At 63.1% G+C, this 25,600-nt stretch carries 30 protein-coding genes; 16 read left to right on the top strand and 14 right to left on the bottom strand.

Annotated elements, in window-relative coordinates; all coding sequences use genetic code 11:
- Positions 1–121 precede the first annotated feature (121 nt).
- From dnaK to NKK50_RS18610, 5 genes are all read right to left on the bottom strand, one after another.
- Positions 122–2,038: a molecular chaperone DnaK gene (gene dnaK, locus NKK50_RS18630; protein ID WP_023673200.1), complete on the bottom strand. Its 1,917-nt coding sequence runs from the start codon at positions 2,036–2,038 to the stop codon at positions 122–124.
- Between the two features lie 371 nt (positions 2,039–2,409).
- On the bottom strand, positions 2,410–3,408 hold the full coding sequence (locus NKK50_RS18625; protein WP_023673201.1) for an LLM class flavin-dependent oxidoreductase: 999 nt from the start codon (positions 3,406–3,408) through the stop codon (positions 2,410–2,412).
- Positions 3,409–3,430: 22 nt separating this feature from the next.
- Positions 3,431–3,634 carry an arylamine N-acetyltransferase gene (locus NKK50_RS18620; RefSeq protein ID WP_023703806.1) on the bottom strand — a complete coding sequence of 68 codons (204 nt, stop codon included), beginning with the start codon at positions 3,632–3,634 and terminating at the stop codon, positions 3,431–3,433.
- An 82-nt stretch (positions 3,635–3,716) separates the two neighbouring features.
- Entirely contained in the window at positions 3,717–4,886 is a 1,170-nt protein-coding gene (locus NKK50_RS18615) for an AI-2E family transporter (protein WP_023741322.1), read from the bottom strand.
- A gap of 110 nt (positions 4,887–4,996) precedes the next feature.
- Positions 4,997–6,058, bottom strand: a complete 1,062-nt coding sequence (locus NKK50_RS18610; protein WP_023744890.1) for an LLM class flavin-dependent oxidoreductase — start codon at positions 6,056–6,058, stop codon at positions 4,997–4,999.
- Positions 6,059–6,292: 234 nt separating this feature from the next.
- On the opposite strand from NKK50_RS18610, the gene NKK50_RS18605 reads away from it, so the two are divergent.
- Complete coding sequence (locus NKK50_RS18605) at positions 6,293–6,721, top strand: DUF6481 family protein (RefSeq protein ID WP_023673205.1); 429 nt, start codon at positions 6,293–6,295, stop codon at positions 6,719–6,721.
- 85 nt (positions 6,722–6,806) lie between these two features.
- Here NKK50_RS18605 and sugE read toward each other — a convergent pair whose 3' ends face one another.
- Both sugE and NKK50_RS18595 read right to left on the bottom strand, forming a co-directional pair.
- Positions 6,807–7,121, bottom strand: a complete 315-nt coding sequence (gene sugE, locus NKK50_RS18600; RefSeq protein WP_023681326.1) for a quaternary ammonium compound efflux SMR transporter SugE — start codon at positions 7,119–7,121, stop codon at positions 6,807–6,809.
- A 206-nt stretch (positions 7,122–7,327) separates the two neighbouring features.
- The gene (locus NKK50_RS18595; RefSeq protein WP_352543741.1) at positions 7,328–7,453 is read right to left on the bottom strand and encodes a hypothetical protein; all 126 of its coding nucleotides are present in this window, start codon (positions 7,451–7,453) and stop codon (positions 7,328–7,330) included.
- 212 nt (positions 7,454–7,665) lie between these two features.
- On the opposite strand from NKK50_RS18595, the gene NKK50_RS18590 reads away from it, so the two are divergent.
- The 4 genes from NKK50_RS18590 to NKK50_RS18575 all read left to right on the top strand — a co-directional run bounded on the left by NKK50_RS18590 (position 7,666) and on the right by NKK50_RS18575 (position 10,910).
- Positions 7,666–8,475 (top strand): transglutaminase-like domain-containing protein, encoded by an 810-nt coding sequence (locus tag NKK50_RS18590; RefSeq protein ID WP_023687480.1) that lies wholly within the window; start codon positions 7,666–7,668, stop codon positions 8,473–8,475.
- A gap of 110 nt (positions 8,476–8,585) precedes the next feature.
- Positions 8,586–9,539 carry a cation diffusion facilitator family transporter gene (locus NKK50_RS18585; protein ID WP_023687479.1) on the top strand — a complete coding sequence of 318 codons (954 nt, stop codon included), beginning with the start codon at positions 8,586–8,588 and terminating at the stop codon, positions 9,537–9,539.
- Between the two features lie 78 nt (positions 9,540–9,617).
- Positions 9,618–10,022: a GFA family protein gene (locus tag NKK50_RS18580; protein WP_023687478.1), complete on the top strand. Its 405-nt coding sequence runs from the start codon at positions 9,618–9,620 to the stop codon at positions 10,020–10,022.
- An 81-nt stretch (positions 10,023–10,103) separates the two neighbouring features.
- Entirely contained in the window at positions 10,104–10,910 is an 807-nt protein-coding gene (locus NKK50_RS18575) for a class I SAM-dependent methyltransferase (RefSeq protein WP_023687477.1), read from the top strand.
- A gap of 99 nt (positions 10,911–11,009) precedes the next feature.
- Here NKK50_RS18575 and NKK50_RS18570 read toward each other — a convergent pair whose 3' ends face one another.
- Positions 11,010–12,263 (bottom strand): DNA recombination protein RmuC, encoded by a 1,254-nt coding sequence (locus NKK50_RS18570; protein WP_023692996.1) that lies wholly within the window; start codon positions 12,261–12,263, stop codon positions 11,010–11,012.
- A 103-nt stretch (positions 12,264–12,366) separates the two neighbouring features.
- On the opposite strand from NKK50_RS18570, the gene def reads away from it, so the two are divergent.
- The 6 genes from def (at position 12,367) to truA (ending at position 15,965) form a co-directional block, all read left to right on the top strand.
- Complete coding sequence (gene def / locus NKK50_RS18565; protein WP_023739790.1) at positions 12,367–12,897, top strand: peptide deformylase; 531 nt, start codon at positions 12,367–12,369, stop codon at positions 12,895–12,897.
- Positions 12,898–12,996: 99 nt separating this feature from the next.
- Positions 12,997–13,284: a hypothetical protein gene (locus NKK50_RS18560; protein ID WP_023739789.1), complete on the top strand. Its 288-nt coding sequence runs from the start codon at positions 12,997–12,999 to the stop codon at positions 13,282–13,284.
- Positions 13,281–13,706, top strand: coding sequence for a type II toxin-antitoxin system VapC family toxin (locus NKK50_RS18555; RefSeq protein ID WP_023732763.1), 426 nt, complete (start codon positions 13,281–13,283; stop codon positions 13,704–13,706). Before NKK50_RS18560 ends, NKK50_RS18555 begins: the two co-directional genes overlap by 4 nt.
- 38 nt (positions 13,707–13,744) lie before the next feature.
- Complete coding sequence (fmt, locus tag NKK50_RS18550; protein WP_023725313.1) at positions 13,745–14,695, top strand: methionyl-tRNA formyltransferase; 951 nt, start codon at positions 13,745–13,747, stop codon at positions 14,693–14,695.
- Positions 14,692–15,198 carry a GNAT family N-acetyltransferase gene (locus NKK50_RS18545; protein ID WP_023692998.1) on the top strand — a complete coding sequence of 169 codons (507 nt, stop codon included), beginning with the start codon at positions 14,692–14,694 and terminating at the stop codon, positions 15,196–15,198. Before fmt ends, NKK50_RS18545 begins: the two co-directional genes overlap by 4 nt.
- Before the next feature lie 11 nt (positions 15,199–15,209).
- Positions 15,210–15,965, top strand: a complete 756-nt coding sequence (truA, locus tag NKK50_RS18540; protein ID WP_023681338.1) for a tRNA pseudouridine(38-40) synthase TruA — start codon at positions 15,210–15,212, stop codon at positions 15,963–15,965.
- Here truA and NKK50_RS18535 read toward each other — a convergent pair.
- Both NKK50_RS18535 and dapE read right to left on the bottom strand, forming a co-directional pair.
- The gene (locus NKK50_RS18535) at positions 15,962–16,567 is read right to left on the bottom strand and encodes a hypothetical protein (protein WP_023696038.1); all 606 of its coding nucleotides are present in this window, start codon (positions 16,565–16,567) and stop codon (positions 15,962–15,964) included. The genes truA and NKK50_RS18535 overlap by 4 nt on opposite strands.
- Positions 16,568–16,569: 2 nt before the next feature.
- Positions 16,570–17,760: a succinyl-diaminopimelate desuccinylase gene (gene dapE / locus NKK50_RS18530; RefSeq protein WP_023732760.1), complete on the bottom strand. Its 1,191-nt coding sequence runs from the start codon at positions 17,758–17,760 to the stop codon at positions 16,570–16,572.
- Between the two features lie 115 nt (positions 17,761–17,875).
- Here dapE and NKK50_RS18525 point away from each other — a divergent pair, with 115 nt between their 5' ends.
- Positions 17,876–18,889: a 2-dehydropantoate 2-reductase gene (locus NKK50_RS18525; protein ID WP_023744892.1), complete on the top strand. Its 1,014-nt coding sequence runs from the start codon at positions 17,876–17,878 to the stop codon at positions 18,887–18,889.
- Positions 18,890–18,954: 65 nt separating this feature from the next.
- Here the strand turns inward: NKK50_RS18525 and NKK50_RS18520 are convergent, their stop codons facing one another.
- Genes NKK50_RS18520 through dapD form a run of 3 tightly spaced genes read right to left on the bottom strand, consistent with a single transcriptional unit; the run spans position 18,955 to position 21,002 of the window.
- Entirely contained in the window at positions 18,955–19,725 is a 771-nt protein-coding gene (locus tag NKK50_RS18520; RefSeq protein WP_023732758.1) for a hypothetical protein, read from the bottom strand.
- 21 nt (positions 19,726–19,746) lie between these two features.
- Entirely contained in the window at positions 19,747–20,151 is a 405-nt protein-coding gene (locus NKK50_RS18515) for a DUF805 domain-containing protein (RefSeq protein WP_081726158.1), read from the bottom strand.
- A complete protein-coding gene (gene dapD / locus NKK50_RS18510; RefSeq protein WP_023673222.1) occupies positions 20,148–21,002 on the bottom strand; it encodes a 2,3,4,5-tetrahydropyridine-2,6-dicarboxylate N-succinyltransferase in 855 nt (284 codons plus the stop codon). The genes NKK50_RS18515 and dapD overlap by 4 nt, the downstream gene beginning before the upstream one ends.
- Positions 21,003–21,150: 148 nt before the next feature.
- On the opposite strand from dapD, the gene NKK50_RS18505 reads away from it, so the two are divergent.
- Positions 21,151–21,996: an LOG family protein gene (locus NKK50_RS18505; protein ID WP_023681343.1), complete on the top strand. Its 846-nt coding sequence runs from the start codon at positions 21,151–21,153 to the stop codon at positions 21,994–21,996.
- Between the two features lie 80 nt (positions 21,997–22,076).
- Here NKK50_RS18505 and NKK50_RS18500 read toward each other — a convergent pair whose 3' ends face one another.
- Entirely contained in the window at positions 22,077–22,796 is a 720-nt protein-coding gene (locus NKK50_RS18500) for a pyrimidine 5'-nucleotidase (protein ID WP_023687469.1), read from the bottom strand.
- 176 nt (positions 22,797–22,972) lie between these two features.
- Between NKK50_RS18500 and NKK50_RS18495 the strand changes: the two genes are divergently transcribed.
- The 3 genes from NKK50_RS18495 (at position 22,973) to NKK50_RS18485 (ending at position 25,519) form a co-directional block, all read left to right on the top strand.
- Complete coding sequence (locus NKK50_RS18495; protein ID WP_023681345.1) at positions 22,973–23,734, top strand: GGDEF domain-containing protein; 762 nt, start codon at positions 22,973–22,975, stop codon at positions 23,732–23,734.
- 178 nt (positions 23,735–23,912) lie between these two features.
- Positions 23,913–24,083, top strand: a complete 171-nt coding sequence (locus NKK50_RS18490; protein WP_023687468.1) for a hypothetical protein — start codon at positions 23,913–23,915, stop codon at positions 24,081–24,083.
- Positions 24,080–25,519, top strand: coding sequence for a GMC oxidoreductase (locus NKK50_RS18485; protein WP_023687467.1), 1,440 nt, complete (start codon positions 24,080–24,082; stop codon positions 25,517–25,519). Before NKK50_RS18490 ends, NKK50_RS18485 begins: the two co-directional genes overlap by 4 nt.
- Positions 25,520–25,600 lie beyond the last annotated feature (81 nt).

Below are 25,600 nucleotides of genomic sequence, written 5' to 3'. Positions count from 1 at the left end.
CCGGCGCGCTTGTGCCTGTGTTTTTCAGTGACTTTTTCGGCAAGGCCCGCACTTTTTCAGCGAGGGTTGCAAAAAAGCCCGGCTTTGCGCCGGGCTTTCCGCTTTATTTGCCGTCAACCGGTCAGGCCGACTTCTTCTTCTCGTCGTTTTCGTCGATTTCCTCGAAATCGGCGTCGACCACATCGCTATCCTTGGCCGCGTCCGCCTTGGCGTCGGCTTCCGCCGCTTCCTTCTGCGAAGCTTCGTACATGGCCTGGCCGAGCTTCATGGATGCTTCGGCAAGCGTCTGCGACTTGGCCTCGATGTCGGCGGCATCGTCGCCTTCGGCAGCAGCCTTCAGCGCCGTGATAGCCTCCGATATCGCCGTGCGCTCGGTTTCCGAAACCTTGTCGCCATATTCCTTCAGCGACTTCTCGGAGGAGTGCACCAGCGCCTCGGCCTGGTTGCGGGCCTCGACCAAAGCACGCCGCTGCTTGTCGGTCTCGGCATTGGCTTCGGCGTCCTTGACCATCTTCTCGATGTCGGCGTCCGAAAGGCCACCAGAGGCCTGGATGCGGATCTGGTGCTCCTTGCCGGTGCCCTTGTCCTTGGCCGAAACGTTGACGATGCCGTTGGCGTCGATGTCGAAAGTGACCTCGATCTGCGGCACGCCGCGCGGCGCCGGCGGAATGCCGACCAGGTCGAACTGGCCGAGCGCCTTGTTGTCGGCAGCCATTTCACGCTCGCCCTGGAAGACGCGGATGGTCACGGCCGACTGACTGTCTTCAGCGGTCGAGAACACCTGGCTCTTCTTGGTCGGGATGGTCGTGTTGCGTTCGATCAGGCGGGTGAACACGCCACCCAGCGTCTCGATGCCGAGCGACAGCGGCGTCACGTCGAGCAGCAGCACGTCCTTCACGTCGCCCTGCAGCACGCCGGCCTGGATGGCGGCGCCCAAAGCGACGACTTCATCCGGGTTGACGCCCTTGTGCGGCTCCTTGCCGAAGAACTGCTTCACGATCTCCTGGATCTTGGGCATGCGGGTCATGCCGCCGACCAGGACCACTTCGTCGATCTCGCCAGCCTTCAGCCCGGCATCCTTGAGCGCCGCCTTGCAGGGCTCGATGGTGCGCTGGACGAGATCGTCGACCAGCTGCTCGAACTTGGCACGGGTCAGCTTCAGCGTCAGGTGCTTGGGGCCGGTCGCGTCGGCGGTGATGAAGGGCAGGTTGATTTCCGTCTGCGTCGTCGACGACAGCTCGATCTTGGCCTTTTCAGCCGCCTCCTTGAGGCGCTGCAGCGCAAGCTTGTCGTTCTTCAGGTCGATGCCCTGTTCCTTCTTGAACTCGGCCGCCAGGTATTCGACGAGACGCATGTCGAAATCCTCGCCGCCGAGGAAGGTGTCGCCATTGGTCGACTTCACTTCGAACACGCCGTCGCCGATTTCGAGCACCGAAATGTCGAACGTGCCGCCGCCAAGGTCATAGACGGCAATGGTCTTGCCATCCTTCTTGTCGAGGCCGTAGGCAAGTGCTGCAGCCGTCGGCTCGTTGATGATGCGCAGCACCTCAAGGCCGGCGATCTTGCCGGCGTCCTTGGTGGCCTGGCGCTGGGCGTCATTGAAATAGGCCGGAACGGTGATGACCGCCTTCTCGACCTTCTCGCCGAGATAGGCCTCCGCCGTTTCCTTCATCTTCTGCAGGATCATGGCCGAGATCTGGCTGGGCGACTGCTTCTTGCCGCCGGCCTCGACCCAGGCATCGCCATTGTCGCCCTTGACGATCTTGTAGGGGACAAGCTTCTTGTCCTTCTCCGTCACCGGGTCGTCATAGCGGCGGCCGATCAGGCGCTTGACGGCGAAGATGGTGTTTTCAGGATTGGTGACCGCCTGGCGCTTGGCCGGCTGGCCGACGAGACGTTCGCCGTCGCCCGAGATGGCGACGATGGAAGGCGTCGTGCGCGCGCCTTCCGCATTTTCAATGACCTTGGGCTCCTTGCCATCCATGATGGCGATGCAGGAGTTGGTGGTGCCGAGATCGATACCGATTACTTTTGCCATTTTTCTAGTCTCTCCGCTAAGCAGGCTCTCAGGACCCGTAAGGCGTTCCGACGAAAGCCCCTGTTCACAAGAAATTCCGCTCCGGCAACCGGCATTCCGGCACTGGGCGGCTTGGCGCGTATATAAGAACAGGCGGCATCGGGCGCAAGCATTCTGCGCATGGCATCCACCGCGCCGCGCTTGGCGCCTTTGAACAGCCGCCCGGCGGCCCGGATGTGCTCAAACCGCGCTCAAAACCCCAGGATCTGCGCGATCCCCCGGCGAAGCGCCCAGTCAGGGCTTCGAAACCACAAGAAAACGTCACCTATGCGTGAGAGAGGCGGCTCCTGGCTGAGGAAGGCGCCTGCCCACAGCAGACACAGGCAAAAGCGTCACGCGGCCTGCGACAGCGATTTATGCGCCTCGGCCAGGATTTCGAACGAGCGCACGCGTGCCGCATGGTCGAAGATCTGCGCGGTCACCATCAGCTCGTCTGCGCCGGTGCGGCGCACGAACGCGTCTATGCCTTGCCGGACGGTTTCGGGGGAGCCGACGACGGCGCAGGACAGCGCCTGCGAAATCATGGTTTTTGCCATCGGCTCGAGCGTCTGGTCATAGCCCTCGACCGGCGGCGGCAGGCGGCCGGCCCGCCCCGTGCGCAGATTGACGAAGGCCTGCTGCAACGAGGTGAACAGCAGTTTGGCCTCTCCATCGGTCGGTGCGGCGAAAACGTTGAGGCCGAGCATGACATAGGGCTTGTCCAGCTGTTCCGAAGGCTGGAAGCGCGAACGGTAGATCTCCAGCGCATGGTCGAGTTCGGCCGGCGCGAAATGCGAGGCAAACGCATAGGGCAGGCCGAGCATGGCGGCGAGCTGCGCGCCATAGAGGCTGGAACCGAGGATCCAGACCGGCACCTTCTGGCCTTCGCCGGGCACGGCGTGGATACGCTGGCCTTCCGCGGCCGGCTGGAAATAGCCCATCAGCTCGACGACATCCTGGGGGAAATTGTCTGACGCCTCGAGATTGCGGCGCAGCGCGCGCGCTGTTCCCATATCGGTGCCGGGCGCGCGGCCGAGGCCGAGGTCGATGCGGCCGGGGTGCAGTGCCGCCAGCGTGCCGAACTGCTCGGCAATCACCAGCGGCGCATGGTTGGGCAGCATGATGCCACCGGCGCCAACGCGGATGGTCTTGGTGCCGCCGGCGACATGGGCGATGACCACGGCGGTCGCCGCGCTGGCGATGCCCGGCATGTTGTGGTGCTCGGCCAGCCAGTAGCGCCTGTAGCCGAGCCGCTCGGCATGGCGGGCCAGGTCGAGCGAATTTGCCAGCGATTGCGAGGCGTCGCTGCCTTCGACGATCGGCGACAGGTCGAGAACGGAAAGTGCGGTCATGGGCCTCAAGCCTTTACGATGTTCAACTGCCTGACCCTGGTTTCGAAGGCGCGGTCGGGAATGAGGATGTCGAGCTGGTGCCAAGCAACGGGTCCATATTCTCGAACGGGATCGCCTGCGGACGCTGGCGATGCGACGCGCTCAGCGTGCCGAGCGGAGCATCGATCGGGCCGCGATAGCCGATGCGGTCGAAATAGGAATCGAGGTCGAAGGAGGCATCGTTCATCGCAGGGTCCGGGTTGACCGGCTCGATATAGGCACTCCGCCTGAAGACAACAAATGCGAGATGACGGACAGGCGCGGCAAGCTTATGGCGCGGCCTTTCCGTTCTCTTCGGCCGCTTCCTCCTCCACCACGGCCGTCTGCTGTGCGGCGAGAAAATTGCCGACATGGCTGAGGCCATCGAAATGATCGCAGAACACTTTGACGACGACCAGCAGCGGCACCGCCATCAGCGCGCCGACAAAGCCCCAAAGCCAGGACCAGAAGGCGATGGCGATGAAGATCGCCACGGCGTTGATCTCGAGGCGTCGGCCGACAACCATCGGTGTAACGAACTGGCCTTCGGCGATGTCGCACAAAAGCACGAAGCCCGGCGCCAAGAGGGCGTAGGTAATCGAGTCGAAGCTGATCATCGCAATGACGCTGACCAGCACGATGGTAATCAGCGCGCCGACATAGGGCAGGAAGTTGAGCAGCGCCGCCATCGTTCCCCAGACGAGCGGGTTGGGCATGCCGAGCGCCCACAGGCCAAGGCCGATAACCGCGCCGAGACCGGCATTGATGACGGTGACGGTGAGCAGATAATGCGAGATTTCGCGCTCGACGTCATAGACGACGCGCAAGGCCCGCTTCTTCTCGCTGAGGCTGGCGAAGGACTGGATGATCTTCTCATAGAACATCGTGCCTGACGCCAGCAGGAACAGTGACAGCACGAAGATGATGGTCAGGCTTGTCCCCGCCGACAGGACGTTGCTGGCGGCGGCCGACAGGACGCCGGACTGCGCCATCGCCACCTTCTGGATGCCCGGCTCCTGCGAGGTCTCCGTCATCTGTTCGATCTGATGCGAGATCTGCATGATCCTCTCGAGCGGACGCCGCAATTGCGCCAGCCGTTCGGTAAGTTGTTGGCCGATCGACGAGGTGTTGTTGAGAAGGTCGATGACCGGGCCGCTGAGCAGATAGCCGGCAACGCCGAAGACGCAGATCGACAGCACGACCAACATTGTCGCCGAAACCACTTCCGGAATGCCGCGCTTGCGCAGGAAGCGCACGATTGGTGTCAGCGTCAGCGTCAGCAGGAAGGCGAGGATGACCGGCATGAAGAAAGCACGCGCGAAATACAGCGCGTAGATGGCCATGAACAGGAAGATCCCGATGAGCAGCGAACGCATCAGATGCGTGTCGGCACGCGCCACAACTCTCGCCTCTTCGGTCTCGGCAAGGCCAGCACCCAAAGCGGCGGGTTCGGCTTTCATGATTTTCCCTCAGCGGCGCACCGCAATTGGTGCTTTCCCCTGACGGAAACGCCTCTGCAAGCCCAAGGTTCCGTTAGCCGGCAAGGCCCTCAATCCGGGCCGCCCGTCGCTCAGGCGGCTGGCGCTGCAACGGCGACGCCGGGCTTGGCGGTCTCCTTGCGCACGATCGGCGCCACCTTGGTGCCGTACAGTTCGATCGCCTTCATGATCTTGGCGTGCGGCATGGCGCCGATCGCCATCTGCAGCAGGAAGCGGTCATTGTTGAAGATCTTGTGCTGGGCGACGATCTTTTCCGCCACCTGCTCCGGATCGCCGACGAACAGCGCGCCGTTCGGACCACGCGACTGATCGAAATGCGCCCGCGAGGTCGGGCCCCAGCCGCGCTCGCGGCCGATGCGGTTCATCACTTCGGCCTGCGGGCCATAGAAATCGTCGGCCGCCTGTTCAGTGGTGCCGGCGATGAAGCCGTGCACATTGATGCTGGTGGCAAGGCCCGAGGGGTCGGTACCGGCCCGCCTGGCGGCATCGCGATAAATGTCGAACAGCGGTGCAAACCGCGCCGGCTCACCGCCGATGATGGCCAGCGCCAGCGGCAGGCCGAGCACCCCCGCGCGGGCAGCAGACTGCGGCGTTCCACCTATTGCGATCCAGATCGGCAATTTTTCCTGCAGCGGTCGCGGATAGACGCCGCGGTCGTTGATCGGCGCGCGCAGATTGCCGGACCAGGTAACTTTGACGCTGTCGCGTATGGCCAGCAGCAAATCGAGCTTTTCGGCGAACAGCTCGTCATAGTCCTCGAGATTGTAGCCGAACAGCGGGAAGGATTCGATGAACGAGCCGCGCCCGGCCATGATCTCGGCCCGGCCGCCCGACAAAAGGTCGAGCGTTGCGAACTGCTGGAAGACGCGAACCGGATCGTCGGAGGACAGCACGGTGACCGCGCTGGTCAGCTTGATGCGCTTGGTGCGTTCGGCGGCGGCGGCCAGCCCCACCACCGGCGCGGACGCGGCATAGTCGGGGCGGTGATGTTCGCCCAGACCAAAGACGTCGAGGCCGACCTGGTCAGCCAGCTCGACCTCCTCGATCAGGTTGCGCAGCCGCTGATGCGGGCCGATCGCGCCGGGGCCGGGCTCCGGGCTGACGTCGGCAAAAGTGTAGAGACCGAGTTCCATGGCATGTCATCCAAATGTTCTGATTTGCCGCTAGAGGTAGCGGCGAGCCGCCCCGGCCGCCAGAGGGGCGGATAGTGAACAGTGCATGTCGGTTTCGGCCGGCTTTGTTTCAGGGAAAACGCGTCTCCCGGCTGCAACAGCATAAACTTTCATGGCTGGCATACCGTTTTGGCGCTTGAACTCTCGGTTTTCGCGCGTATGTAAGCGTCGCGAATTGACTTCAGGGAAGTGGACTTGGCTATCTACAGGGAAAAAGACATTTTCGAGCGGCGCAATGCCGCGAACGAGGCAAAGAAGGCGCTTCTGGAGCGCTTCAAGTCAAAGCCGGCGGCTGATGATCCTGCGGTTCTGGCCAAACAGGCCGAACGCAAGGCGATTCTTGAGGCTCGCGAAATACGCGAGGCCGAAAAGGCCAGGCTGAAGCAGGAAAAGCTGGCACGCGAGGCGGTCGAGAAGGCCGAGCGCGAGGCAGCAGCCGAAGCGGCGCGTATTGCGGCCGAAGAGGCAGCGCAGGCTGAAGCGAAGATCAAGGAAGCCGAAGAAAACGAGCGCATTGCCCGTTTGCTGGCCGACGAAGCCGAACGCAAGGCCAAGCGCGACGCACGCTATGCGGCGCGCAAGCAGCGTACCGGCAGGACGCCTCCGGGCTTCTCCGCCCGCTAACGCTTCGATCGAAACGATCGGACATCAGGGTCGCCTTCCAGCGGCCGTGAATGTGTTTGTGCGTCGATTTCCTTGGTTGCTTTGCTCAGGCGGCGAGCTTCAGCCCCATAATGCCGCAGACGATGAGCGCAATGCAGGCGAGCCGGATGGCCGTCGCAGGCTCGCCCAGCAGCCAGATGCCAAGAAGCGCCGTGCCGACCGTGCCGATGCCGGTCCACACCGCATAGGCCGTCCCGACAGGCAGCGTCTTGAGCGCCAGGCCGAGCAACCCGAGGCTGATGATCATCGAGGCGACAGTGAGCACCGTCGGCAGCGGCTTCGAGAAGCCGTCGGTGTATTTGAGGCCGATCGCCCAGCCGATTTCGAACAGGCCGGCGAAAAACAGAAAAATCCACGACATCGGGATGCACTCCATTCCATGAGCATGGCGGGCCGTCCCGGCCGATTTATGGGAAGGCGCGAGGTCGTCCTCGCCGCTTCGACACAAGCGGCTGCGCCGGTGCGATCAACAAAAACACCGGCCGCATCGTTCATGCCGCCGGTGTCAAAATCTGCGCCGAAACGGTTTGTCCGGATTTCAACCGTCCAAGATCTTCCGAGGCGGGCTTACTTTTCCTTGAGCCTCATCGCCTTGACGGGCGGCGCCTTGAGTGCCGGAGCCGCTGCGGGCTTCTTGACGTCTTTTTTCGGCTTCCGAGCTTCCTTGCCCGCCTTCATCGCACCTTTAGCCATGATTCGTTCCTCCAGTTGCTGGGAGGCCAAGTGAAACAAGAGAAACGCCGGACTGCAAGAGGGCTGCGTCTGTCGCCGGCGCCGTCGGGCCGCTTTCAACCGGTTTCTAATTTGCTCGTAAACCATTCCGGTCCGTGCCATGGTTGCCTTCGCACTGCAGCATCGGCCATGCCTTCGCCCGGCGATGATCAGGCAGTGCGGTCAGGACGACAATGCGAATCCGCATCGGCAGCGAGATGAGTTTCGATTTTCCGCAGGAAACGCCGCTAATCGCGATGCTCAACGTCCACTACTCCAGGGCCTCCGATCTCGAGCGCCCGGATTTCCTGACCTCCAACCCGCCGGTGCCGATCCAGAGCTACCGCGACAGTTTCGGCAATTGGTGCAACCGCTTCGTCGCCCCGCCCGGTCGCTTCACCTTCGGCACCGATTCGGTAATCCGCGACCCCGGCACGTTCGAGATGGGCGACCTGATGGCCTGGCAGCACGAGGTGCGCGATCTGCCGTCGGACACATTGCTCTTCCTGTTGCCGAGCCGCTTTTGCGAGAGCGATCTGCTGGCCAGCGAAGCCTGGCGGCTGTTCGGGCATACGCCGCTTGGCATTGCGCGCGTCCAGGCGGTCTGCGACTTCGTCCACAACCACATCGTCTTCAGCTACGGCAATGCGCGGCCGACCCGCACCGCGGCGGAAGCCTATCGGGAGCAAAGCGGCGTCTGCCGTGACTTTGCCCACCTCGCCGTCACCTTCTGCCGTGCGCTCAACATCCCGACCCGCTACTGCACCGGCTACATCAGCGACATCGGCCTGCCCAAACCTTGGGCGAGCATGGATTTCGCAGCCTGGATGGAGGTCTATCTCGGTGGCCGCTGGCATGTCTTTGACCCGCGCAACAATTCGCCACGCATCGGCCGCATCCTGATCGCCTCCGGCCGCGACGCCGCCGACGTGCCGCTGACCCACATCTTCGGACCGGGCACGCTGGCTGGTTTCAAGGTGTGGACGGACGAGATCATCGAATAGGGGCGTCTTTCCGCAAGCTGGCCTACAAGACCCTGAACGACCGGGCGATTCGTGCGTTGTGATGCCTGTGGAGCTCAGGGGCGTTACATCAGGTTCCTTGGAGGGACAGCATGGCAGCACATGGCGGGTCGAAGACGGTCATCTACGCGGCGCTCGCCGGTAATCTCGCTATTGCTGTGACCAAATTCGTCGCCGCCTTCTTCACCGGCAGCTCGGCGATGCTGTCGGAAGGCGTGCACTCGCTGGTGGATACCGGCAATGGCGGGCTGCTGCTCTACGGCATGCACCGCGCCGCCCGCCCGCCGGACCGCACGCATCCGCTCGGCCATGGCCGCGAGCTGTATTTCTGGAGCTTCATTGTCGCCCTGCTCGTATTCGCGCTCGGCGCCGGCGTGTCCTTCTATGAAGGCGTCGTCCACATCATGGCGCCTGAGCCGGTCGCCAATCCCAAAATCAACTACATCGTGCTGGGCCTCTCAATGCTGTTCGAGGGCAGCTCCTGGTACGTGGCGCTGAAGGAGTTCCGCCAGCAGAAGGGCAAGCAAGGCTGGCTGCAGGCCGTGCAATCGAGCAAGGATCCGAGCGTCTACACGATCCTGTTCGAGGACAGCGCCGCCCTGCTCGGTCTGTTCGTCGCCTTCGCCGGCATATTGGCGGCCGAACTCCTCGACATGCCCGAACTCGACGGCGTCGCCTCGATCGGCATCGCGATGATCCTCGGCGCCACCGCCATCTTTCTGGCGCGCGAAAGCAAGGGATTGCTCATCGGTGAGCCGGCCTCGGCGGAAGTGCAGGCCAAGGTGCTGGCCATCGCCCAGCAGGATCCGGCGGTGCAGCGGGCCAACGGCGTTCTCACCGTCCATCTCGGCCCGCAACAGATCGTCGCTGGGCTGAGCATCGAATTCGAGGACCATCTGACGGCGCCTGAGATCGAAGCCTGTGTCGAGCGCATCGAGGCGCTCTTGAAAAAAGAAATGCCGGAGATCACCAGACTGTTCGTCAAGCCGCAGACGACCGGAACCTGGGAGCACCGGCGCAAGCAGGTCGAGGCGGCGTCGGACTAGTTCTTGGACCAGCAGTCCACCGTTGGCCCCATCGCCTGGTCCCGCTAAGATCACTCGACGGATTTCGGAGAATCAACCATGAAAATCGATGGTGGGTGCCATTGCGGCGCCATAACTTATGAAGCAGACGTCGACCCGGAAAAGACCTCTATCTGTCATTGCACCGACTGCCAGCAACTGACCGGCACCGCCTTTCGTGTCACTGTTCCCGCGCCTGAGGATCATTACAGGATCACCAAGGGCACACCGAAGGTCTATATCAAGACGGGATCGAGCGGCGCCAAGCGTGCCCAGGCGTTCTGCGGCGACTGCGGTTCGCATCTTTACGCAACGTCGGTTGACGACGGGCCGAAGGTCTATGGGATCAGGGCGGGGACCGCGCGGCAACGCGAGGATCTCGTTCCGACCCAACAGAAATGGCACCGATCGGCCCTGCACTGGCTTCCGGAATTCGAGGGCGTAAGCATCGTAGAGGCGCAGTAGCACCTGCCTCCCGGTTAAACGCGGCCCAAACCAGCCAATTATGTGCTAGGCTCGCCATCAAACGGATGGCGGGGGATAGCAATGTCGGAAACGGACAAAGTGTTTGCCGGCTCGATTCCGGAAAACTACGACCGCTACATGGTGCCGTTGATCTTCGAGCCGTTCGCCGCGGATTTGGCACGACGGGCAGCGTCCTTGTCGCCCGGCGCCGTCCTGGAAGTCGCCGCCGGCACCGGCGTTGTCACCCGCGCATTGGCGCCGAAACTGTCCCCTGGCGCAAGCTATGTCGTGACCGACCTCAACCAGCCTATGCTCGACTACGCGGCCTCGCGACAAGCTCCCGACAGTCGCATACAATGGCGTCAGGCGGATGCTCTGGCGCTGCCGTTCGAAGATGCGGCTTTCGATCTCGTTTGCTGTCAGTTCGGCGCGATGTTCTTTCCCGACCGAGCCGCCGGCTATCGCGAAGCAAAGCGGGTCCTGAAGACCGGCGGCCATTTCCTGTTCAACGTGTGGGATCGCATCGAAGAGAATGTATTCGCCAATGATGTGACGAATGCTCTTGCGGAGATTTTTCCGAACGATCCGCCCCGCTTTCTCGCCCGCACGCCGCACGGCTACAATGACACTGCATTGATCCGCGGCGAGTTGGAAGCCGCAGGTTTCTCCCGTGTGGTGATCGAGACGAGGGCCGAACAAAGCCGTGCCTCCTCGCCGCGCCTTCCGGCGGTTGCCTATTGCCAGGGAACTCCGCTTCGCAACGAAATCGAGGCCAGAGGAAAACTGGAAGCCGCAACCGATCACGCCGCGTCCGTGATTGCAGCCAGGCACGGCAGCGGCGAGGTTGCGGCCAAGATCCAGGCGCACGTGATCGTGGCTACGGTCTAATGCATGTCGCCCAGAAGTGTGCCGCGGTTCCGGGACAACGACATGCATCAAAACAAAGACTTAAGCGCGTCGTATGAATCCGTTTCAGCGCGACGCGCTTTAATCGTCGCCTTCGACGACACGTAGCCTGAGCTGCCCCGTCTTGGAATCCGCCACCCGCACCCCGGCTTCGGCCTTGGCGGGTCCGCCACCGCGCACTTCGGCTTCGCTTTCGCCAAACTCCAGCGCTTCGATCTTTTGGCCGCGCTTGGTCACCTTCGACGTCGACACCAGTATCTCGTCGATATCCTTGGCCGACTGGCCAAAATGCGTCTGCAACCGGCGCACGCGTTCGTCGACGCGCGCGACGTCTTCCATCAGCCGGATCACCTCGCCTTGGATCAGATGCGCCTGTTCGCGCATGCGGGCGTCCTTGAGGATGGCCTGGATGACCTGGATCGACAGCATCAAAAGCGACGGCGAGACGATGATGACACGCGCCCGGTGCGCCTTCTGGACCACGGCGTCGAAATTCTCGTGGATTTCGGCGAACACCGATTCGGACGGCACGAACATGAAGGCGGTGTCCTGCGTCTCGCCCTGGATCAGGTATTTTTCCGAGATATCGCGGACGTGAATTTCGATGTCGCGGCGGAAAGCCTGGGCCGCGATCTTCTGTTGTTCGGCGCCATCGGCGGCGCGGATGGCGTTCCAGGCTTCCAGCGGAAACTTGGCGTCGATGGCAAGCTGCGGCGCACCGTTCGGCATCCTGACCAGGCAGTCGGGACGGCTGCCGTTTGACAGTGTTGCCTGGAACTCGTAGGCGCCCATCGGAAGGCCGTCGGCGACGATCGCCTCCATGCGCGACTGGCCGAAGGCGCCGCGCGTCTGCTTGTTGGACAGGATCGCCTGCAATTGCACGACCTGGCCGGCCAGCGACTGAATGTTGCCTTGCGCGGTGTCGATGACCGCCAGCCGTTCCTGCAGTTTGGCGAGGCTCTCATGCGTCGATTTGGTCTGTTCGGTCATGGTTTGACCGAGCCTGCCGGTCATGGCGTCGAGGCGCTGGCCGATCGACTGGTTGAGTTCGGCCTGCCTTGCGCCGAACACGTCGGCGATGGCGCCCATGCGGCCCTGCATCTCGGCCTGGCTTTGCAAAATGCCGGCCATCCGCGCCTCGGCGTCGCGGGCGTGGTCGGCGGCTTCCGCCGCGGCGATGGTGCGCGCCTTGGCCGATCGCCACAGCGCCACGACAAGCGCCAGGAACAGGCCGAGAAACACCAGCGCGCCGAGGGCCAGTGCATGGCCGAGCGTGATCGTCGTGGCGCCAAGCCGGGCAACGGGTTCGGAAAGGATGGTGCTCAGGTCGTTCATCCCGCCAGCATAGCCGATTCGCAGACCTGGCACAGATCAAAACGTGAACGAGACCGATTCGCACCGGTTGACGCTTCTCCTGCGACGTTTTAGGTGAGGCGCCATGTCGATCAAGCCGCTCATCATCCTTCCCGATCCCATCCTGCGCCAGGTTTCCAAACCAGTCGAACGCGTCGACGCGCCTTTGCGCAAACTGGCCGATGACATGCTGGCGACGATGTATGATGCGCCGGGCATCGGCTTGGCCGCAATCCAGATCGGCGAGCCGCTGCGCATGCTGGTCATCGACCTCGCCAAGGAAGACGAGCCGCCGGCGCCGCATGTCTTCATCAATCCCGAAATCCTCGAAAGCGCCGACGCCCGCTCGGTCTACGAGGAAGGCTGCCTGTCGATCCCGGACTATTACGCCGAGGTCGAGCGTCCCGCCTCGGTGCGCGTGAAATATCTCGACCGCGACGGCAAGCTGCAGGAGATCGAGGCCGAAGGCCTGATGGCGACTTGCCTGCAGCACGAGATCGACCATCTCAACGGTGTGCTGTTCATCGACCACATCTCGAAGCTGAAGCGCGACATGGTGGTCAAGAAGTTCAAGAAGCTCGCCAAGGACAAGGGGCCGGGCAAGCTGGTGGGATAGGCCCTGCTTTCGGCGACTCGCACAAAATCCCGTCTCGACCCGCCCCTATTGAGAGACGCTTCCTTGCGTGATATCATTGATATCAGACTGGAGACTCAGATGGGCGATATGTTGATCAGAGATATTCCCGAGCCGTTGAAGCGTGAAATCGAGCATGCGGCACGCAAGGGCGGCCAAAGCCTCTCGCTCAAGGCGATCGATTTATTGCGAAAAGGCATGGTTGCGGAAAAAGAAGGCAAGGCCGAGCCTGGACTCACGGCTTGGGATGCGATTCGCGCTGCCTTCGCCTCGGAAAATGCAATCAGCGACGAATTTGCGCAGATGATGGATGAGATCGAAGCGGAACGGAAACGCGACTTTGGCCGCACCATTGAGAATTTCGAGTGATAATCCTCGATACCAATGTCGTCTCGGAAGCGAGCCGGCCCGCGCCCGATCCAAACGTCGCTAAGTGGTTTCGCAGACAGGACCTGCTCGACCTCTATCTCTGCGGTCCTGTTGTCATGGAGCAGTCCTTTGGAGCCGAAAGGTTTCTGAACAAGACCGGCTCGGACCGCCACGTCCGTGCACTTGACCACCTGGTTTCGAAGCAGTTTTCGGGACGTGTCGTCGAATTTGCCGGTCCCATTCCCCGTCTGGCGGGCAAGCTCCGGGCAATGCGGGAAACTATCGGCCGGCCGATCAGCCTTTCCGATGCCATGATCGCTGCCATCTGCCTGTCGCACGACGCTATGCTGGCGACGCGCAATATTAAGGACTTCGAAGAGCTTGACCTCAAGATCGTAAACCCGTTTGAAGCAGACGCTTGAGCGGACTGCCGCGCGCAGAACAGGATACTGGACGAAAAATGCCGCTTCGCGTCATCTTCATGGGCACGCCGGAGTTTTCGGTGCCGGTGCTGCGCGCGATTGCCGAGGCCGGGCACGAGATAGCAGCCGTCTACACGCAGCCGCCGCGCGCCGCGGGCCGCCGCGGGCTGGAGCTGACACCGTCGCCGGTGCAGCGCGAGGCTGAGCGGCTGGGCATCGAAGTGCGCACGCCGCTGTCGCTGAAGGGCGAGGGCGAGCAAGCTGCTTTCCATGCGTTGCGTGCCGATGTCGCAGTCGTCGTCGCGTATGGTTTGCTGTTGCCGAAGGCTATTCTGGAGGCTCCGCGCCTCGGCTGCCTCAATGGCCACGCCTCGCTTTTGCCGCGTTGGCGTGGTGCAGCTCCCATCCAGCGAGCCATTATGGCCGGCGACGTCGAAACCGGCATGATGGTGATGCGCATGGAAGAGGGCCTGGACACCGGTCCGGTGGCACTGGTTGAAAAATGCGCCATAGAGCCCGACATGACGGCCGGCGATCTGCACGACCGCTTGATGAACATTGCTGCCACGCTGATGGTGGAAGCGCTGTCCCGATTGGAGACAAATACCCTGGCATCGACTTTGCAGGCGGCTGACGGGGTGACCTACGCCAGGAAAATCGATAAGTCGGAGACACGTGTGGACTGGACGCGCCCGGCTGCGGAGGTCCACAATCACATTCGCGGCCTGTCGCCATTTCCCGGCGCCTGGTGCGAGGCCGACATCGGCGGCCGCACGGAACGGCTGAAACTGCTTCGCTCGACGCTTTTGGAAGGCACGCTTTCTGAAAGCATGGGCGAGTCGGGAGGAATTCTCGATGACCGGCTGACGGTCGCCTGCGGGTCGGGCGCGGTCAGGCTGGTCGAAGTTCAACGGGCAGGCGGAAAGCCCGCTGCCGCGCAGGAGTTTCTGCGCGGGGCCAAGATCGAAAAAGGAATGAAGTTCTCATGAGCATGATGTCGATACGCGGCGCGACGCCGCGGGACCGCGAGGCCATACGCCTGGTCGAGGAACACGCATTCGGCCAGCAGGCGGAGGCCGGGCTGGTCGACGCTCTGGTCACCGGCGGCGACGCCGTTGTCGAACTGGTGGCGGAAGAAGACGGCCAGGTGGTCGGCCACATCCTGTTTTCCAGGCTGTTCGTCCAGAACGGCGGCAAGCAGTTCGCAGCCGTGGCGCTGGCGCCGTTGGCGGTGGAACCTTCGTTCCACGGCTCGGGCATTGGCGGTGCGCTGATCCGCGAGGCGCATATCCGCCTCAGGGATGGCGCCGAGACGCTCGCCGTTGTGTTGGGCGATCCGGCCTATTACGGCCGCTTCGGCTACAGCCATGCGCGCGCCGAAAAGTTCGAGAGCGAATATCAGGGCGAAGCGCTGCAGGCGCTGGCCTGGGGTGACGCACCCGAAAAAGGCAAACTGGTCTACGCCCAGGCCTTTACCGCACTCGCCGCCTGAACGAAGGGTGTATGCCGCGTTTTCGTCTCGATATCGAATATGACGGCAGCCTCTTCGCCGGCTGGCAACACCAGGCGGATCAGCCTTCGGTGCAGCAGGCGATAGAGCAGGCGATCGAGAAATTTTGCGGTGAGGCGGTGCGGATACGCGCCGCCGGCCGCACCGACGCCGGCGTGCATGCGACCGCCCAGGTGGCGCATGTCGACCTCGCCAAGGCATGGCCAAACGACAAGGTGCGCGACGCCGTCAACGCGCACCTGCAGGCGGCAGGCGCGCGCATCGCCATCCTGCAGGCCACGGTTGTCCCCAATGAGTTCGACGCCCGTTTCTCGGCCACCGGACGGCACTATCTCTACCGCATCCTCAACCGGCGCGCGCCTGCAGCGATGGAAAAGGGCAAGGTCTGGTGGGTGCCGAAGCGGCTCGATGCGGACGCCATGCACGAAGCGGCGAAAGTCCTGCTCGGCCGACATGACTTTACCACCTTCCGCTCGACGCAATGCCAGGCCAATAGTCCGGTGCGGACGCTGGAGCGGCTCGATGTAAGCCGCCAGGGCGACCTGATCGAAGTCAGGGCCTCGGCGCGCTCTTTCCTGCACAACCAGGTGCGCTCCATGGTCGGTTCGCTGAAACGCGTCGGCGACGGCGGCTGGACCGCCGCCGACCTCAAGGCCGCGCTCGCTGCACAAGACCGCGCCGCCTGCGGCCAGGTGGCGCCGCCCGACGGGCTTTTTCTCGTCGGTGTAGACTATCCGGAAAAGTTCTAGGCCGGAGCGGCGGTCGGCACAGTGATGCCGAGCAGCGCCACCAGGCCGAACAACACGGCCAGAGACACCACCAACATGCCTGCGAACACGGCGCTGCCGACAGCCGCGCCCTTGCCGATCGCGGCGTTGGTCATCCGCCAGGAGAGTACCAGCGAAAGCACCACCAGAACCAGCCACACCAATTCGGCAACCGGGTTGCCGGACGGCAGGAAAAGCCTGATCAGCGCTGAAGGCAGCAGCATCCAGGCGGTGATCGCCGACGCCCAGTTGCTGGCAACGACATAGTGGACGAAGCGGTCGCCGATGCCGGCGCGCGATGCGACCAGGGCAAGCACAAACAGGGGCAGCAGCCACGAGCCGAGGTCGACGGTCGCCAGGCGAACCAACATGCCCAGCCGGCCGGCGAACGCATTGGGATCGCCGATCTCGTTGGCCGTGCCGACCCACCCGACGATCATCGCCGGCGCTGCGACGACGATGGCGAAGAAGGAATTCCAGAAGCCGTCCGCCGAAAGGTCGAGCAGCCGCAAGCCGTCGGCCTTTCCGAGCATCAGCCGCCAGGCGCCGTTAAGCGATGAAGAGGTCTCGTCAACCGAAAGCATGATCAGCCCTGCTCGAACCAGTCATCGATGAAGCGCTGGTAGATTTGGGTCAGCGTCTCGAGGTCGGCCAGTGCGACGCGCTCGTCGACCATGTGCATGGTCTTGCCGACCAGGCCGAACTCGACCACCGGGCAATAGTCCTTGATGAAACGCGCATCCGAGGTTCCGCCCGAGGTGGACAGCGCCGGCTCCTTGCCGACCGTCGCCTTGATCGAGCCGCGCAGCGTCCCGATCAGCTTGTCGTCGCGCGTCAGGAAGACATGGCTCGGCCGGTCGCGCCAGATCAACTCGTAGTCGACCGGCGTCTTGCCGGTCCGGTATTTCTTGCGCTTCGCCGCCTGGTCGAGGCGGTTATGGATCTCGGCCTGCACCGTCTCGGCAGTCCATGTGTCGTTGAAGCGGATGTTGAAGGTGGCTGTCGCCTTGGCCGGAATAACATTGGTCGCGGGGTTGCCGACATCGATCGAGGTCACTTCCAGATTGGTCGGCTGAAAATCCTTCGTGCCCTTGTCGAAGACGGGCGACAGCAAGGCGTCGACCAGGCTGATCAGGCCGCGCACCGGATTGTCGGCGAGCAATGGATAGGCGACATGGCCCTGGCGGCCGTTGACCGTGACACTGCCCGACATCGAGCCACGCCGGCCGATCTTGATCATGTCGCCGAGCGTGTCCGGATTGGTGGGCTCGCCGACGATCGCGGCGTCCCATTTCTCGCCCCTGGCCGCCGCCCAGTCGAGCAGTTTTGTCGTCCCGTTGATGGCCGGCCCCTCCTCGTCGCCGGTAATCAGCAGCGAGACCGAGCCTTTCGGACCACCCTTGTTCTCGACATGGCGCGCCACGGCAGCGATGAAACAGGCAATGCCGCCCTTCATGTCGACGGCGCCGCGGCCGTACATCTCGCCCTTGGCGATCTCGGCGGCGAAGGGCGGATGCGTCCACGACGCCTCGTCGCCCGCCGGCACCACGTCGGTATGGCCGGCAAACATCAGATGCGGCCCGTTGCCGGAGCGACGCGCGTAGAGGTTCTCGATGTCGGGGGTGCCGTCTTCGGAAAACACAGGGCGTTCGACGGAAAAGCCGAGCGGCTTCAGCATGCCTTCCAAGGCAGCCAGCGCGCCGCCCTCGGCGGGCGTTACGGAGGCGCAGCGTATGAGGGTCGCGAGGTTGGCGGCGGGATCGGTCGGCAGTTTCATGGGCAAAGCGATAGTCGAAAGCGAAAGGCCTGTCACGGCCAGAGATGATGACCGATCCTGCCGCCGACATTATGGTTTTCCTGTCGTATAGTGCAGGCCAACACGAGATAATCGCATGGCCAACGCCGAAAAGACCATCGTCATTGCCGGCGCCGGCAGCATCGGCTGCTATGTCGGTGGTTGCCTGGCGCTGGCCGGACGCAAGGTGGTGTTTTTGGCGCGGCCAGACATAGCGACGGCCTTGCTGGGCGGTGGCCTGCGCATCACCGATCTCGATGGTCGCGACCGATCCATCCGGCCGGAGTCCGTCACCACCGATCCCGCCGCTGCCCTCGCCAGCGCCGACGTGGTGCTGGTGACGGTCAAGAACGGCGCTACCGAGGAGATGGCGTCGCTTGTTGCCGGACATGCGCGCGGCGATGTCGTGGTGGTCAGCCTGCAGAACGGCGTCGGCAATGCCGACCGGTTACGCGCCGTGCTCGGTGGCCGGACTGTACTCGCCGGCATGGTGCCGTTCAATGTCGTCCAGTCGGCCATAGGCAATTTGCCGCTTCACGTGCATCGCGCCAGCGACGGCAAGGTCATGATCGAAGATGGCGTGACCGGCCTTGCCGGCCTTCTCGATGTCGAAGGGCTTGGCGTGGAAACCCATCCCGACATGAAAGCCGTTCAGTGGGGCAAGCTGCTGATCAACCTCAACAACGCGCTTGTCGCCTTGTCCGGCCTGCCGCTGGCGAGCGAACTTGCCGACCGCCGCTGGCGGCGGATCCTGGCCGGTCAGATCGACGAGGCCCTGGCGGCGATGAAGGCGTTACATATCGCGCCGGCGCGGATCGGCGGCTTGCGTCCCGGCCTGCTGTCGAAGCTGCTCCGGCTGCCGGACTGGCTGTTCCGGCTGGTCGCCCGCCGCATGCTCGCCATCGACCCGCAGGCGCGCTCGTCCATGTGGGACGACCTCCAGCGCGGTCGGCCGACCGAGATCGGTGACCTGCAGGGGGCCGTCCTGAGCCTCGCCGAAAAGGCCGGCACGCCGGCGCCTCTGCTGAAGCGGGTCACCGCGCTGGTGCAGCAGGCCGAGCGGGAAAAGCGCGGCTCACCCGGGCTGACGCCGGAAGCCGTCACTGGATAGTCTGCTTGCGCGAGCCTCGGGCCTTGGCCCGCATAGCCCGAAAATAGGCGCGTGGGCCCGCCGCGTCACAGCTTTGGTGCGCGCCTCGGAGCCGGCGCTTTGCTCGCCGAGCCTGGCGCCGGCAGGGGCTGCGCAGCCGGGTGGTTCTCGATCAGCGTGATCTTCTGCCAGATCTTGCGCGACAGGTTGGACGCCAGGTTCTCGACGTCGTTGACGCCGTCGATGACCACATCGTCATTGACCGACTGCGCAAACAGCGCCGCGATCTTGCCGGTGATCGACAGCATCTCCGAGCAATAGTCGAGGTAGCGCGCCAGGTCGGCGGCATTGGTGATGCGCGCCGGCGAATGCGCGGTCGGCCTGAAATTGGCGGACAATGCTGCCGGATCCTTGGTCAGCTGGTGCATGTCGATGACATGGATCAGCGATCTCAACCCATGCAGCTGGCGAAACACCCGCTTGCGCTTGATGCGCTCCTCGGTGCGGATCAGCGCCAGCAGGCCAAGCACGGCAAGGATCATCATGTTGATCGTGGCTTCGATGCCTTGCACCGACTGCACCGCATCGTCGGCCTGCGAGATATGGATGAGCGGCAGGATGGTGCCGACGAACAGGAAGATCAGCGCGCCGGCGGCAACAGCGGCGACGATGGCGCCGCGGAGCCACCAGATCGGCGCTTCGAGCGCCTGCGCCGCCTTGGCCAGGTCGCGCGACAGCGACACCAGTTCGGCGGCGACGCCGCGCAGGCCGGCATCGGGAAAACGCTCGGCGACGCGCTCTTCCAGCCGCTCGGCGGTGTCGATGATCAGTTTCGGATCAAGCGTGCGGTAGCGCATGGCGAGATATCCGGTCGGCGCTCATGGTTCAGCCGGCGCGTTGCTGCGTTTGCCGTAGCGGTTCGGACCGGGGTCACCGCGGAAACACGCTAGAACGATGAGAAGAATGGGGCCGATGATAAGAGAGATCAACGCGAAATAAGTCGGCTTGCCGAAATCATGAAACCGCTTTGCGGTTACCGCAAAGCTCGACCATGTCGAGATCAGCAAAACGACCCAGAACACAAGTGCCCAGTTCTGGCTGGTTGCGGTGCCGGGTTCCAGTCTCGACAACTGGTAGAGCGGGAAAAACTGTGCAAGCACCAGCAGCAGCCCGGCGAGCACGTAGGCACTTGGGCTGACGCGCCCTGAGAGGCTGAAGAAAAGCCAGGGAAGTGGTGGTGTGTTGGGCAATCTGGAGCGCTCTGGTTGCTCGGACAGGATCAATCACGCAGCAGTTCGTTGATCGAGGTTTTCGACCGGGTCTTGGCATCGACGCGCTTGACGATGACGGCGCAGTAGAGGCCAGGGCCCGGCTCGTTGTTCGGAAAGGCCTTGCCCGGCATCGAGCCGGCGACGACGACCGAATTAGGCGGCACCTCGCCATAAAACACTTCGCCGGTGGCGCGGTCGACGATCTTGGTCGACTGGCCGATGAACACACCCATTCCGAGCACCGAGCCTTCGCGCACGATGCAGCCCTCGACCACTTCGGAGCGCGCGCCGATGAAGCAATTGTCCTCGATGATGGTTGGGCCGGCCTGCATCGGCTCCAGCACCCCGCCGATGCCGACGCCGCCCGAGAGGTGCACATTCTTGCCGATCTGGGCGCAGGAGCCGACCGAGGCCCAGGTGTCGACCATGGTGCCGCTATCGACATAGGCGCCGACATTGACGAAGGACGGCATCAGCACCGCGCCCGGCGCGACATAGGCCGAGCGGCGCACGATCGAAGACGGCACGGCGCGGAAGCCTGCCTTCTCGAAATCGACCGCGCTCCAGCCATCGAACTTCGACGCCACCTTGTCCCACCAGACCGCCTGGCCGGGGCCGCCCTTGATGATCTCCATCGGATAGAGCCGGAACGAGAGCAGCACCGCCTTCTTCAGCCATTGGTTGACATGCCATTTGCCATCGGCCTGGCGCTCGGCAACGCGCACGGTGCCACGGTCGAGCAGGTCGAGTGAGGACTGGATGGCGTCGCGCGTTTCGCCCCGGGTCGCGGTCGAAATCGTGTCGCGCTCCTCGAAGGCCTTCTCGATCGTCTTTTCGAGGCTGGCCAGATCAGGCTTCGACATGAATTCGCTCCGTTACCACGCTGTTAAGGCCGTCGGCCTTAACCTTGTTTTGAAAGTCGCGCGGACCCTATGTTAAGGCGTATTGGGGGTCAATCGCGCGTGCGCCATGGGACGGCGCAAGTGAACTGTTGGGACGGGTAGAAAGCATATGACTCCTATGGAAAAGGCGGGATGGACGCCGCTGCCGCATTCGGACGAGGATCTGGAGCGCTCGAAAAGCGTTCCCGACACGCCGCAGACGCGCGCCGAAACCTACCGGCTGGCCTGGAACGATCCCGACTTCATGACGCGCCGGGAATTGCGCGCTGTGCGCTTGCAGCTTGAGCTCTTGAAGCCCGAAATGATCCTGGCCGAGCGCGGCATCCGCTCGACGGTCATCCTGTTCGGCGGCGCGCGTATTCCCGAGCCCGGCGGCGAGGCCTGGGCCGCCAAGAACGAGACGCAGAAGAAAAACCTCGAGGAAAACAGCAAATATTACGAGGAGGCGCGCAAATTCGCCCGCCTCTGCTCACAGCAATCGGCCACGTCCTACTACCGCGAATTCGTCGTCGTCACCGGCGGCGGTCCAGGCGTCATGGAGGCGGGAAATCGCGGCGCCGACGATGTCGGCGCGCCGTCGATCGGCCTCAACATCGTCCTGCCGCACGAGCAGGCGCCGAACGCCTATGTGACCCCGGAGCTGTGCTTCAACTTCCACTATTTCGCCATCCGCAAGATGCATTTCGTCATGCGCGCCAAGGCCGTCGCGGTGTTTCCGGGCGGCTTCGGCACCATGGACGAATTCTTCGAGACGCTGACGCTGATCCAGACCGGCCGCATGGAGCGCGTGCCGGTGATCCTGTTCGGCAAGGCGTTCTGGCAGCGCGCGATCGACCTCGATTTCCTGGCCGAACAAGGCACCATCACGCCCGGCGACCAGGATATCATCGACTTTGTCGACACCGCCGACGAGGCCTGGGGGATCATCAGCCGCTTCTACAAGTTGGGGGAGTAGGGGAACCGGGAATTGAAGAACTGAAGAATTGAGGAAAAGGAGGTCCGGATCGGTCTCCCTTTCACCAGTTCTTCAATTCTTCAGCTCCTCAATTCCTCTACCCCCTCCACTATCCCCGTCAGAAACGTCGCGAGATCGTCGGTGACGAAATCGACGTCGTCCTCATTGGCCGGATCGCGTTCCCAGATCTCGGCAAAGGTCGGCTCGAAATTGCGCGGCACCACCAGCACCGTGGTCATGCCCAGTGATTTCGGCACCTCCAGGTTGCGGGCGAGATCCTCGAACATCACCGCATTGTGTCCGGTGACGGCGTGCAGTTCGGCAAACTTCTCATAGGTCTGCCGCGACGGCTTCGGCGTCAGCCCGGCGGCGACGATATCGAAAATGTCGTCGAAATGGTCGAGTATGCCGAGCTGGCGCGCGGTGCGCTCGGCGTGCCTGCGGTCGCCATTGGTGAAGATGAACTTGCGGCCGGGCAGCTGGCGGATGGCGGTGCCCAGCACCGGATCCGGCACCAGCCACGAATAGTCGATGTCGTGCACCTTTTCGAGAAAATCGTCGGGGTCGATGCCGTGGCGCGTCATCAGCCCGTTCAGCGTCGTGCCATATTCGAGATAGAGTTCCTTCTGCAGCTTGCGCGCTTCCTCGCGCGGCAGCGTGAGCAGTTCTCCGACATAGGCCGTCATCTTGACGTCGATCTGCGAAAACAGATTCGAATGGTGCGGATAAAGCGTGTTGTCGAGGTCGAACACCCAGTCGGTGACATGGGCGAAGCGGGCGGGATCGGGCAGCGTGGTCATGGCGTCCTTATGGCATGAAATATCTGCCGTTCGAACCCCTTTCTGATGTAGAGCTTATCCACAACCTATGTGCATCTAGAGTTGTAAAAAATGGGCTCACCATTCAAATTTTAGCCATCACGGAAAGGTGGCCTTCAGGGCTTGCTGGCACAGAGACGGTTCAGTGGGAGCCAGCGATGAGTCGCATAGTCTTAAAGTCCGCCGCGGTCGCATTCGGCTCGGTAGCCATCTCGCTTTTGCTGACGCTGATCATCGTTCCCGCCATGGGTTTTCCGGTCGACCGCACTGTCTGGCTGACATCGACGGTGTGCCCGCTGGCGCTCGCCTGGATCGCCTGCGCCAGCACCTTCTGGCAGAGCGACCGACTGAAAAACGCGCATCGCGATCTCGCCCGCGCGCATGCCCAGCTCGCCGCCGCGCATCGGCGCCTGTCGGCGAAGGCGAGCCGCGACGACATGACCGGCATGCTCAACCGCGAGAGCTTCTTTGCCGCGTTGGACGGCTCGCGGCGCAAATCCGATCGCGGCGCGCTGCTGATCATCGACGCCGACCATTTCAAGGCGATCAACGACAGTTTCGGCCATCTGACCGGCGATGACGCACTGGTGTTGATCGCCAGCGCCATCGAGCGCGGCGTCCGCAGCGGCGACGTGCTCGGCCGCATTGGCGGTGAGGAGTTCGGCGCCTTCCTGGTCGGCGCTACGGAAGCCGAAGCCCGGCGCGTGGCCGAGCGCATCCGCCGTGAAGTCGAGCTGGTCCGCTTTCGTCCGGTCGACGAGCGCACGGTGCCGCTGACCGTCTCGATCGGCGGCATCACCTGTGCGCAAGATGCCGATGTCTCGGACCTGATGCGCGCCGCCGACCGCCGGCTCTACGAGGCCAAGCACCGCGGCCGCAATTTGTCGATCCTAGACCGGGATATTTCCGAAGCTGCCTGAGGTGTTGGTGGTGGGGCTGTTAACGGATCGCCAACATTGTTTCCACGCAACTGCGCCGTTTACCGGGTTGTAACTCGTTTATAGGCAAGGCTTGGCACGGGAATGGCATGTCTGGCCGGTACGTGTGCCGTTCAGGGAACGCCATGCGTGGATCGAAGCCCCCATCCAGAGACGTGTCATGAGTTTCTTCATCAGGAAAATATCGCGCCGCACCATCGTGCAGGCGCTGATTGCGATGCCGGCGCTACAGCTTTTTCGCAAGCAGCCTGACAGCGACCGCCCCCCGTCCGATCCCGACGAGATCGTCGTGGTCAATGGCTGGATCCTGAAGCGGAGCGACCTGGCATGATCTTCGACAGCTATGAGGCGTTTCGAGCCTCGGATTTCAAGCCCAAGGTCTGCATTCTCGGCTCCGGGCCGGCCGGCACCACCATTGCCAGAAAGCTCGGCGCCGCCGGCATTCCGGTCGTGGTGCTGGAGGCCGGCGCACGCGAATTCAGCGACGAGTCGCAGGATTTCTACCGCGGCTCCACGGTCGGCGATCAATATTTCGATCTCGACATCACCCGGCTGCGCTTCATGGGCGGGTCGTCGAACCACTGGGCCGGCTGGTGCCGCGTGCTCGACAAGCAGGACTTTGAGCCCAAGGCATGGGCGCCGGACACCGGCTGGCCAATCGCCCGGACCGACATCGAGCCCTATCTGTCCGAGGTGCACGACATACTCGAGCTTCCCGACTTCAAGCCCGATGTGCCGATTTCAGACGACATACGCTGGGTGCAGCTGATCAAGAGCCCGGCCGTGCGCTTTGGCGAGAAATTCTCCGACGAGCTCGACAAGAGCAAGAACATAGCGCTCGTGCTCAACACCTATGCCACCGAACTTGCCGGGGACGGCAAGCGAGTGACCGGCGCCAGGCTGTGGTCGAACGGCAAGGATGCCGGCGCCTTCAGCGCCGATTGTTTCATCGTCTGCGCCGGCGGGCTGGAGAATTCGCGGCTGCTTCTATGGTCGAACCAGCGCTCGAATGGCGGCGTGGTGCCGAACGCCACGGCACTTGGCCGCTACTGGATGGAGCACCCGACCTTCGAGGGCGGCAATGCCATCCTGGCCGATTACAGGGAGTTCGAGGTCGATGCCGTCAACGAGGCGTTCTTCTCGCCGACGCTCGCCGCCATGGAGCGGCTGCAGATCATGAATTTCGGCATACGCCTGATCGAGACGCCCTATGCCGGCGTCAAGAGCCTGATTGCCGACCTCGCCTGCACCGCGCCCGAGGCCGCCGAATGGGTCGCCTACCAGCTCAGCCAGAACCTGCGCTGCGCCGCCCAGCTCTACGTCGCCTGGGAACAGGCGCCGCTGGCCTCGAACCATATCGAATTGTCGAAGACCGATGTCGACCGTGCCGGCGTGCCGCGCATCGAGCTGCACTGGAAGAAGTCGCCGTTGGAGCGCCGCACCATCCTCGAGGGGCTCAAGCTGTTCGGAACGACGCTGATCGAGAAGGACCTCGGCCGCGTCCGCATCATGGACTGGCTGACCAATGGCGAGGACTACCCGACGGATGAGGAACTGGCCGGCCACCACCACATGGGCGGCACGCGCATGGGCACCGATATCACCAAGAGCGTGGTCGACGCCAACTGCAAGGTGCACGGCATGGACAATCTCTATGTCGGCGGCTCGTCGGTGTTCTGCACGTCGGGCGAATGCAACCCGACGACGACAATCACCGCACTTGCCTGCCGGCTAGGCGACCATCTGACCAAAGTAATCACGGTGTGACGAAGTCATCCACGGTGTGACGAAGTCATTACCGTCTGATGTCAAAAAAGCGAACGGCGCGACAGGATTGCTGCCGGCGCT

Source organism: Mesorhizobium sp. M0001 (assembly GCF_040324255.1).
Classification (GTDB): domain Bacteria; phylum Pseudomonadota; class Alphaproteobacteria; order Rhizobiales; family Rhizobiaceae; genus Mesorhizobium.
This window is presented reverse-complemented; position numbering and strand designations above follow the sequence as displayed.

What these genes read in the sequence shown, in the direction of transcription:
- dnaK (WP_023673200.1), bottom strand. Translation starts at nt 2,038, where the DNA reads ATGGCAAAAGTAATCGGTATCGATCTCGGCACCACCAACTCCTGCATC.
- NKK50_RS18625 (WP_023673201.1), bottom strand. Translation starts at nt 3,408, where the DNA reads ATGACCGCACTTTCCGTTCTCGACCTGTCGCCGATCGTCGAAGGCAGC.
- NKK50_RS18620 (WP_023703806.1), bottom strand. Translation starts at nt 3,634, where the DNA reads ATGAACGATGCCTCCTTCGACCTCGATTCCTATTTCGACCGCATCGGC.
- NKK50_RS18615 (WP_023741322.1), bottom strand. Translation starts at nt 4,886, where the DNA reads ATGAAAGCCGAACCCGCCGCTTTGGGTGCTGGCCTTGCCGAGACCGAA.
- NKK50_RS18610 (WP_023744890.1), bottom strand. Translation starts at nt 6,058, where the DNA reads ATGGAACTCGGTCTCTACACTTTTGCCGACGTCAGCCCGGAGCCCGGC.
- sugE (WP_023681326.1), bottom strand. Translation starts at nt 7,121, where the DNA reads ATGTCGTGGATTTTTCTGTTTTTCGCCGGCCTGTTCGAAATCGGCTGG.
- NKK50_RS18595 (WP_352543741.1), bottom strand. Translation starts at nt 7,453, where the DNA reads ATGGCTAAAGGTGCGATGAAGGCGGGCAAGGAAGCTCGGAAGCCGAAA.
- NKK50_RS18590 (WP_023687480.1), top strand. Translation starts at nt 7,666, where the DNA reads ATGCGAATCCGCATCGGCAGCGAGATGAGTTTCGATTTTCCGCAGGAA.
- NKK50_RS18585 (WP_023687479.1), top strand. Translation starts at nt 8,586, where the DNA reads ATGGCAGCACATGGCGGGTCGAAGACGGTCATCTACGCGGCGCTCGCC.
- NKK50_RS18580 (WP_023687478.1), top strand. Translation starts at nt 9,618, where the DNA reads ATGAAAATCGATGGTGGGTGCCATTGCGGCGCCATAACTTATGAAGCA.
- NKK50_RS18575 (WP_023687477.1), top strand. Translation starts at nt 10,104, where the DNA reads ATGTCGGAAACGGACAAAGTGTTTGCCGGCTCGATTCCGGAAAACTAC.
- NKK50_RS18570 (WP_023692996.1), bottom strand. Translation starts at nt 12,263, where the DNA reads ATGAACGACCTGAGCACCATCCTTTCCGAACCCGTTGCCCGGCTTGGC.
- def (WP_023739790.1), top strand. Translation starts at nt 12,367, where the DNA reads ATGTCGATCAAGCCGCTCATCATCCTTCCCGATCCCATCCTGCGCCAG.
- NKK50_RS18560 (WP_023739789.1), top strand. Translation starts at nt 12,997, where the DNA reads ATGGGCGATATGTTGATCAGAGATATTCCCGAGCCGTTGAAGCGTGAA.
- fmt (WP_023725313.1), top strand. Translation starts at nt 13,745, where the DNA reads ATGCCGCTTCGCGTCATCTTCATGGGCACGCCGGAGTTTTCGGTGCCG.
- NKK50_RS18545 (WP_023692998.1), top strand. Translation starts at nt 14,692, where the DNA reads ATGAGCATGATGTCGATACGCGGCGCGACGCCGCGGGACCGCGAGGCC.
- truA (WP_023681338.1), top strand. Translation starts at nt 15,210, where the DNA reads ATGCCGCGTTTTCGTCTCGATATCGAATATGACGGCAGCCTCTTCGCC.
- NKK50_RS18535 (WP_023696038.1), bottom strand. Translation starts at nt 16,567, where the DNA reads ATGCTTTCGGTTGACGAGACCTCTTCATCGCTTAACGGCGCCTGGCGG.
- dapE (WP_023732760.1), bottom strand. Translation starts at nt 17,760, where the DNA reads ATGAAACTGCCGACCGATCCCGCCGCCAACCTCGCGACCCTCATACGC.
- NKK50_RS18525 (WP_023744892.1), top strand. Translation starts at nt 17,876, where the DNA reads ATGGCCAACGCCGAAAAGACCATCGTCATTGCCGGCGCCGGCAGCATC.
- NKK50_RS18520 (WP_023732758.1), bottom strand. Translation starts at nt 19,725, where the DNA reads ATGCGCTACCGCACGCTTGATCCGAAACTGATCATCGACACCGCCGAG.
- dapD (WP_023673222.1), bottom strand. Translation starts at nt 21,002, where the DNA reads ATGTCGAAGCCTGATCTGGCCAGCCTCGAAAAGACGATCGAGAAGGCC.
- NKK50_RS18505 (WP_023681343.1), top strand. Translation starts at nt 21,151, where the DNA reads ATGACTCCTATGGAAAAGGCGGGATGGACGCCGCTGCCGCATTCGGAC.
- NKK50_RS18500 (WP_023687469.1), bottom strand. Translation starts at nt 22,796, where the DNA reads ATGACCACGCTGCCCGATCCCGCCCGCTTCGCCCATGTCACCGACTGG.
- NKK50_RS18495 (WP_023681345.1), top strand. Translation starts at nt 22,973, where the DNA reads ATGAGTCGCATAGTCTTAAAGTCCGCCGCGGTCGCATTCGGCTCGGTA.
- NKK50_RS18490 (WP_023687468.1), top strand. Translation starts at nt 23,913, where the DNA reads ATGAGTTTCTTCATCAGGAAAATATCGCGCCGCACCATCGTGCAGGCG.
- NKK50_RS18485 (WP_023687467.1), top strand. Translation starts at nt 24,080, where the DNA reads ATGATCTTCGACAGCTATGAGGCGTTTCGAGCCTCGGATTTCAAGCCC.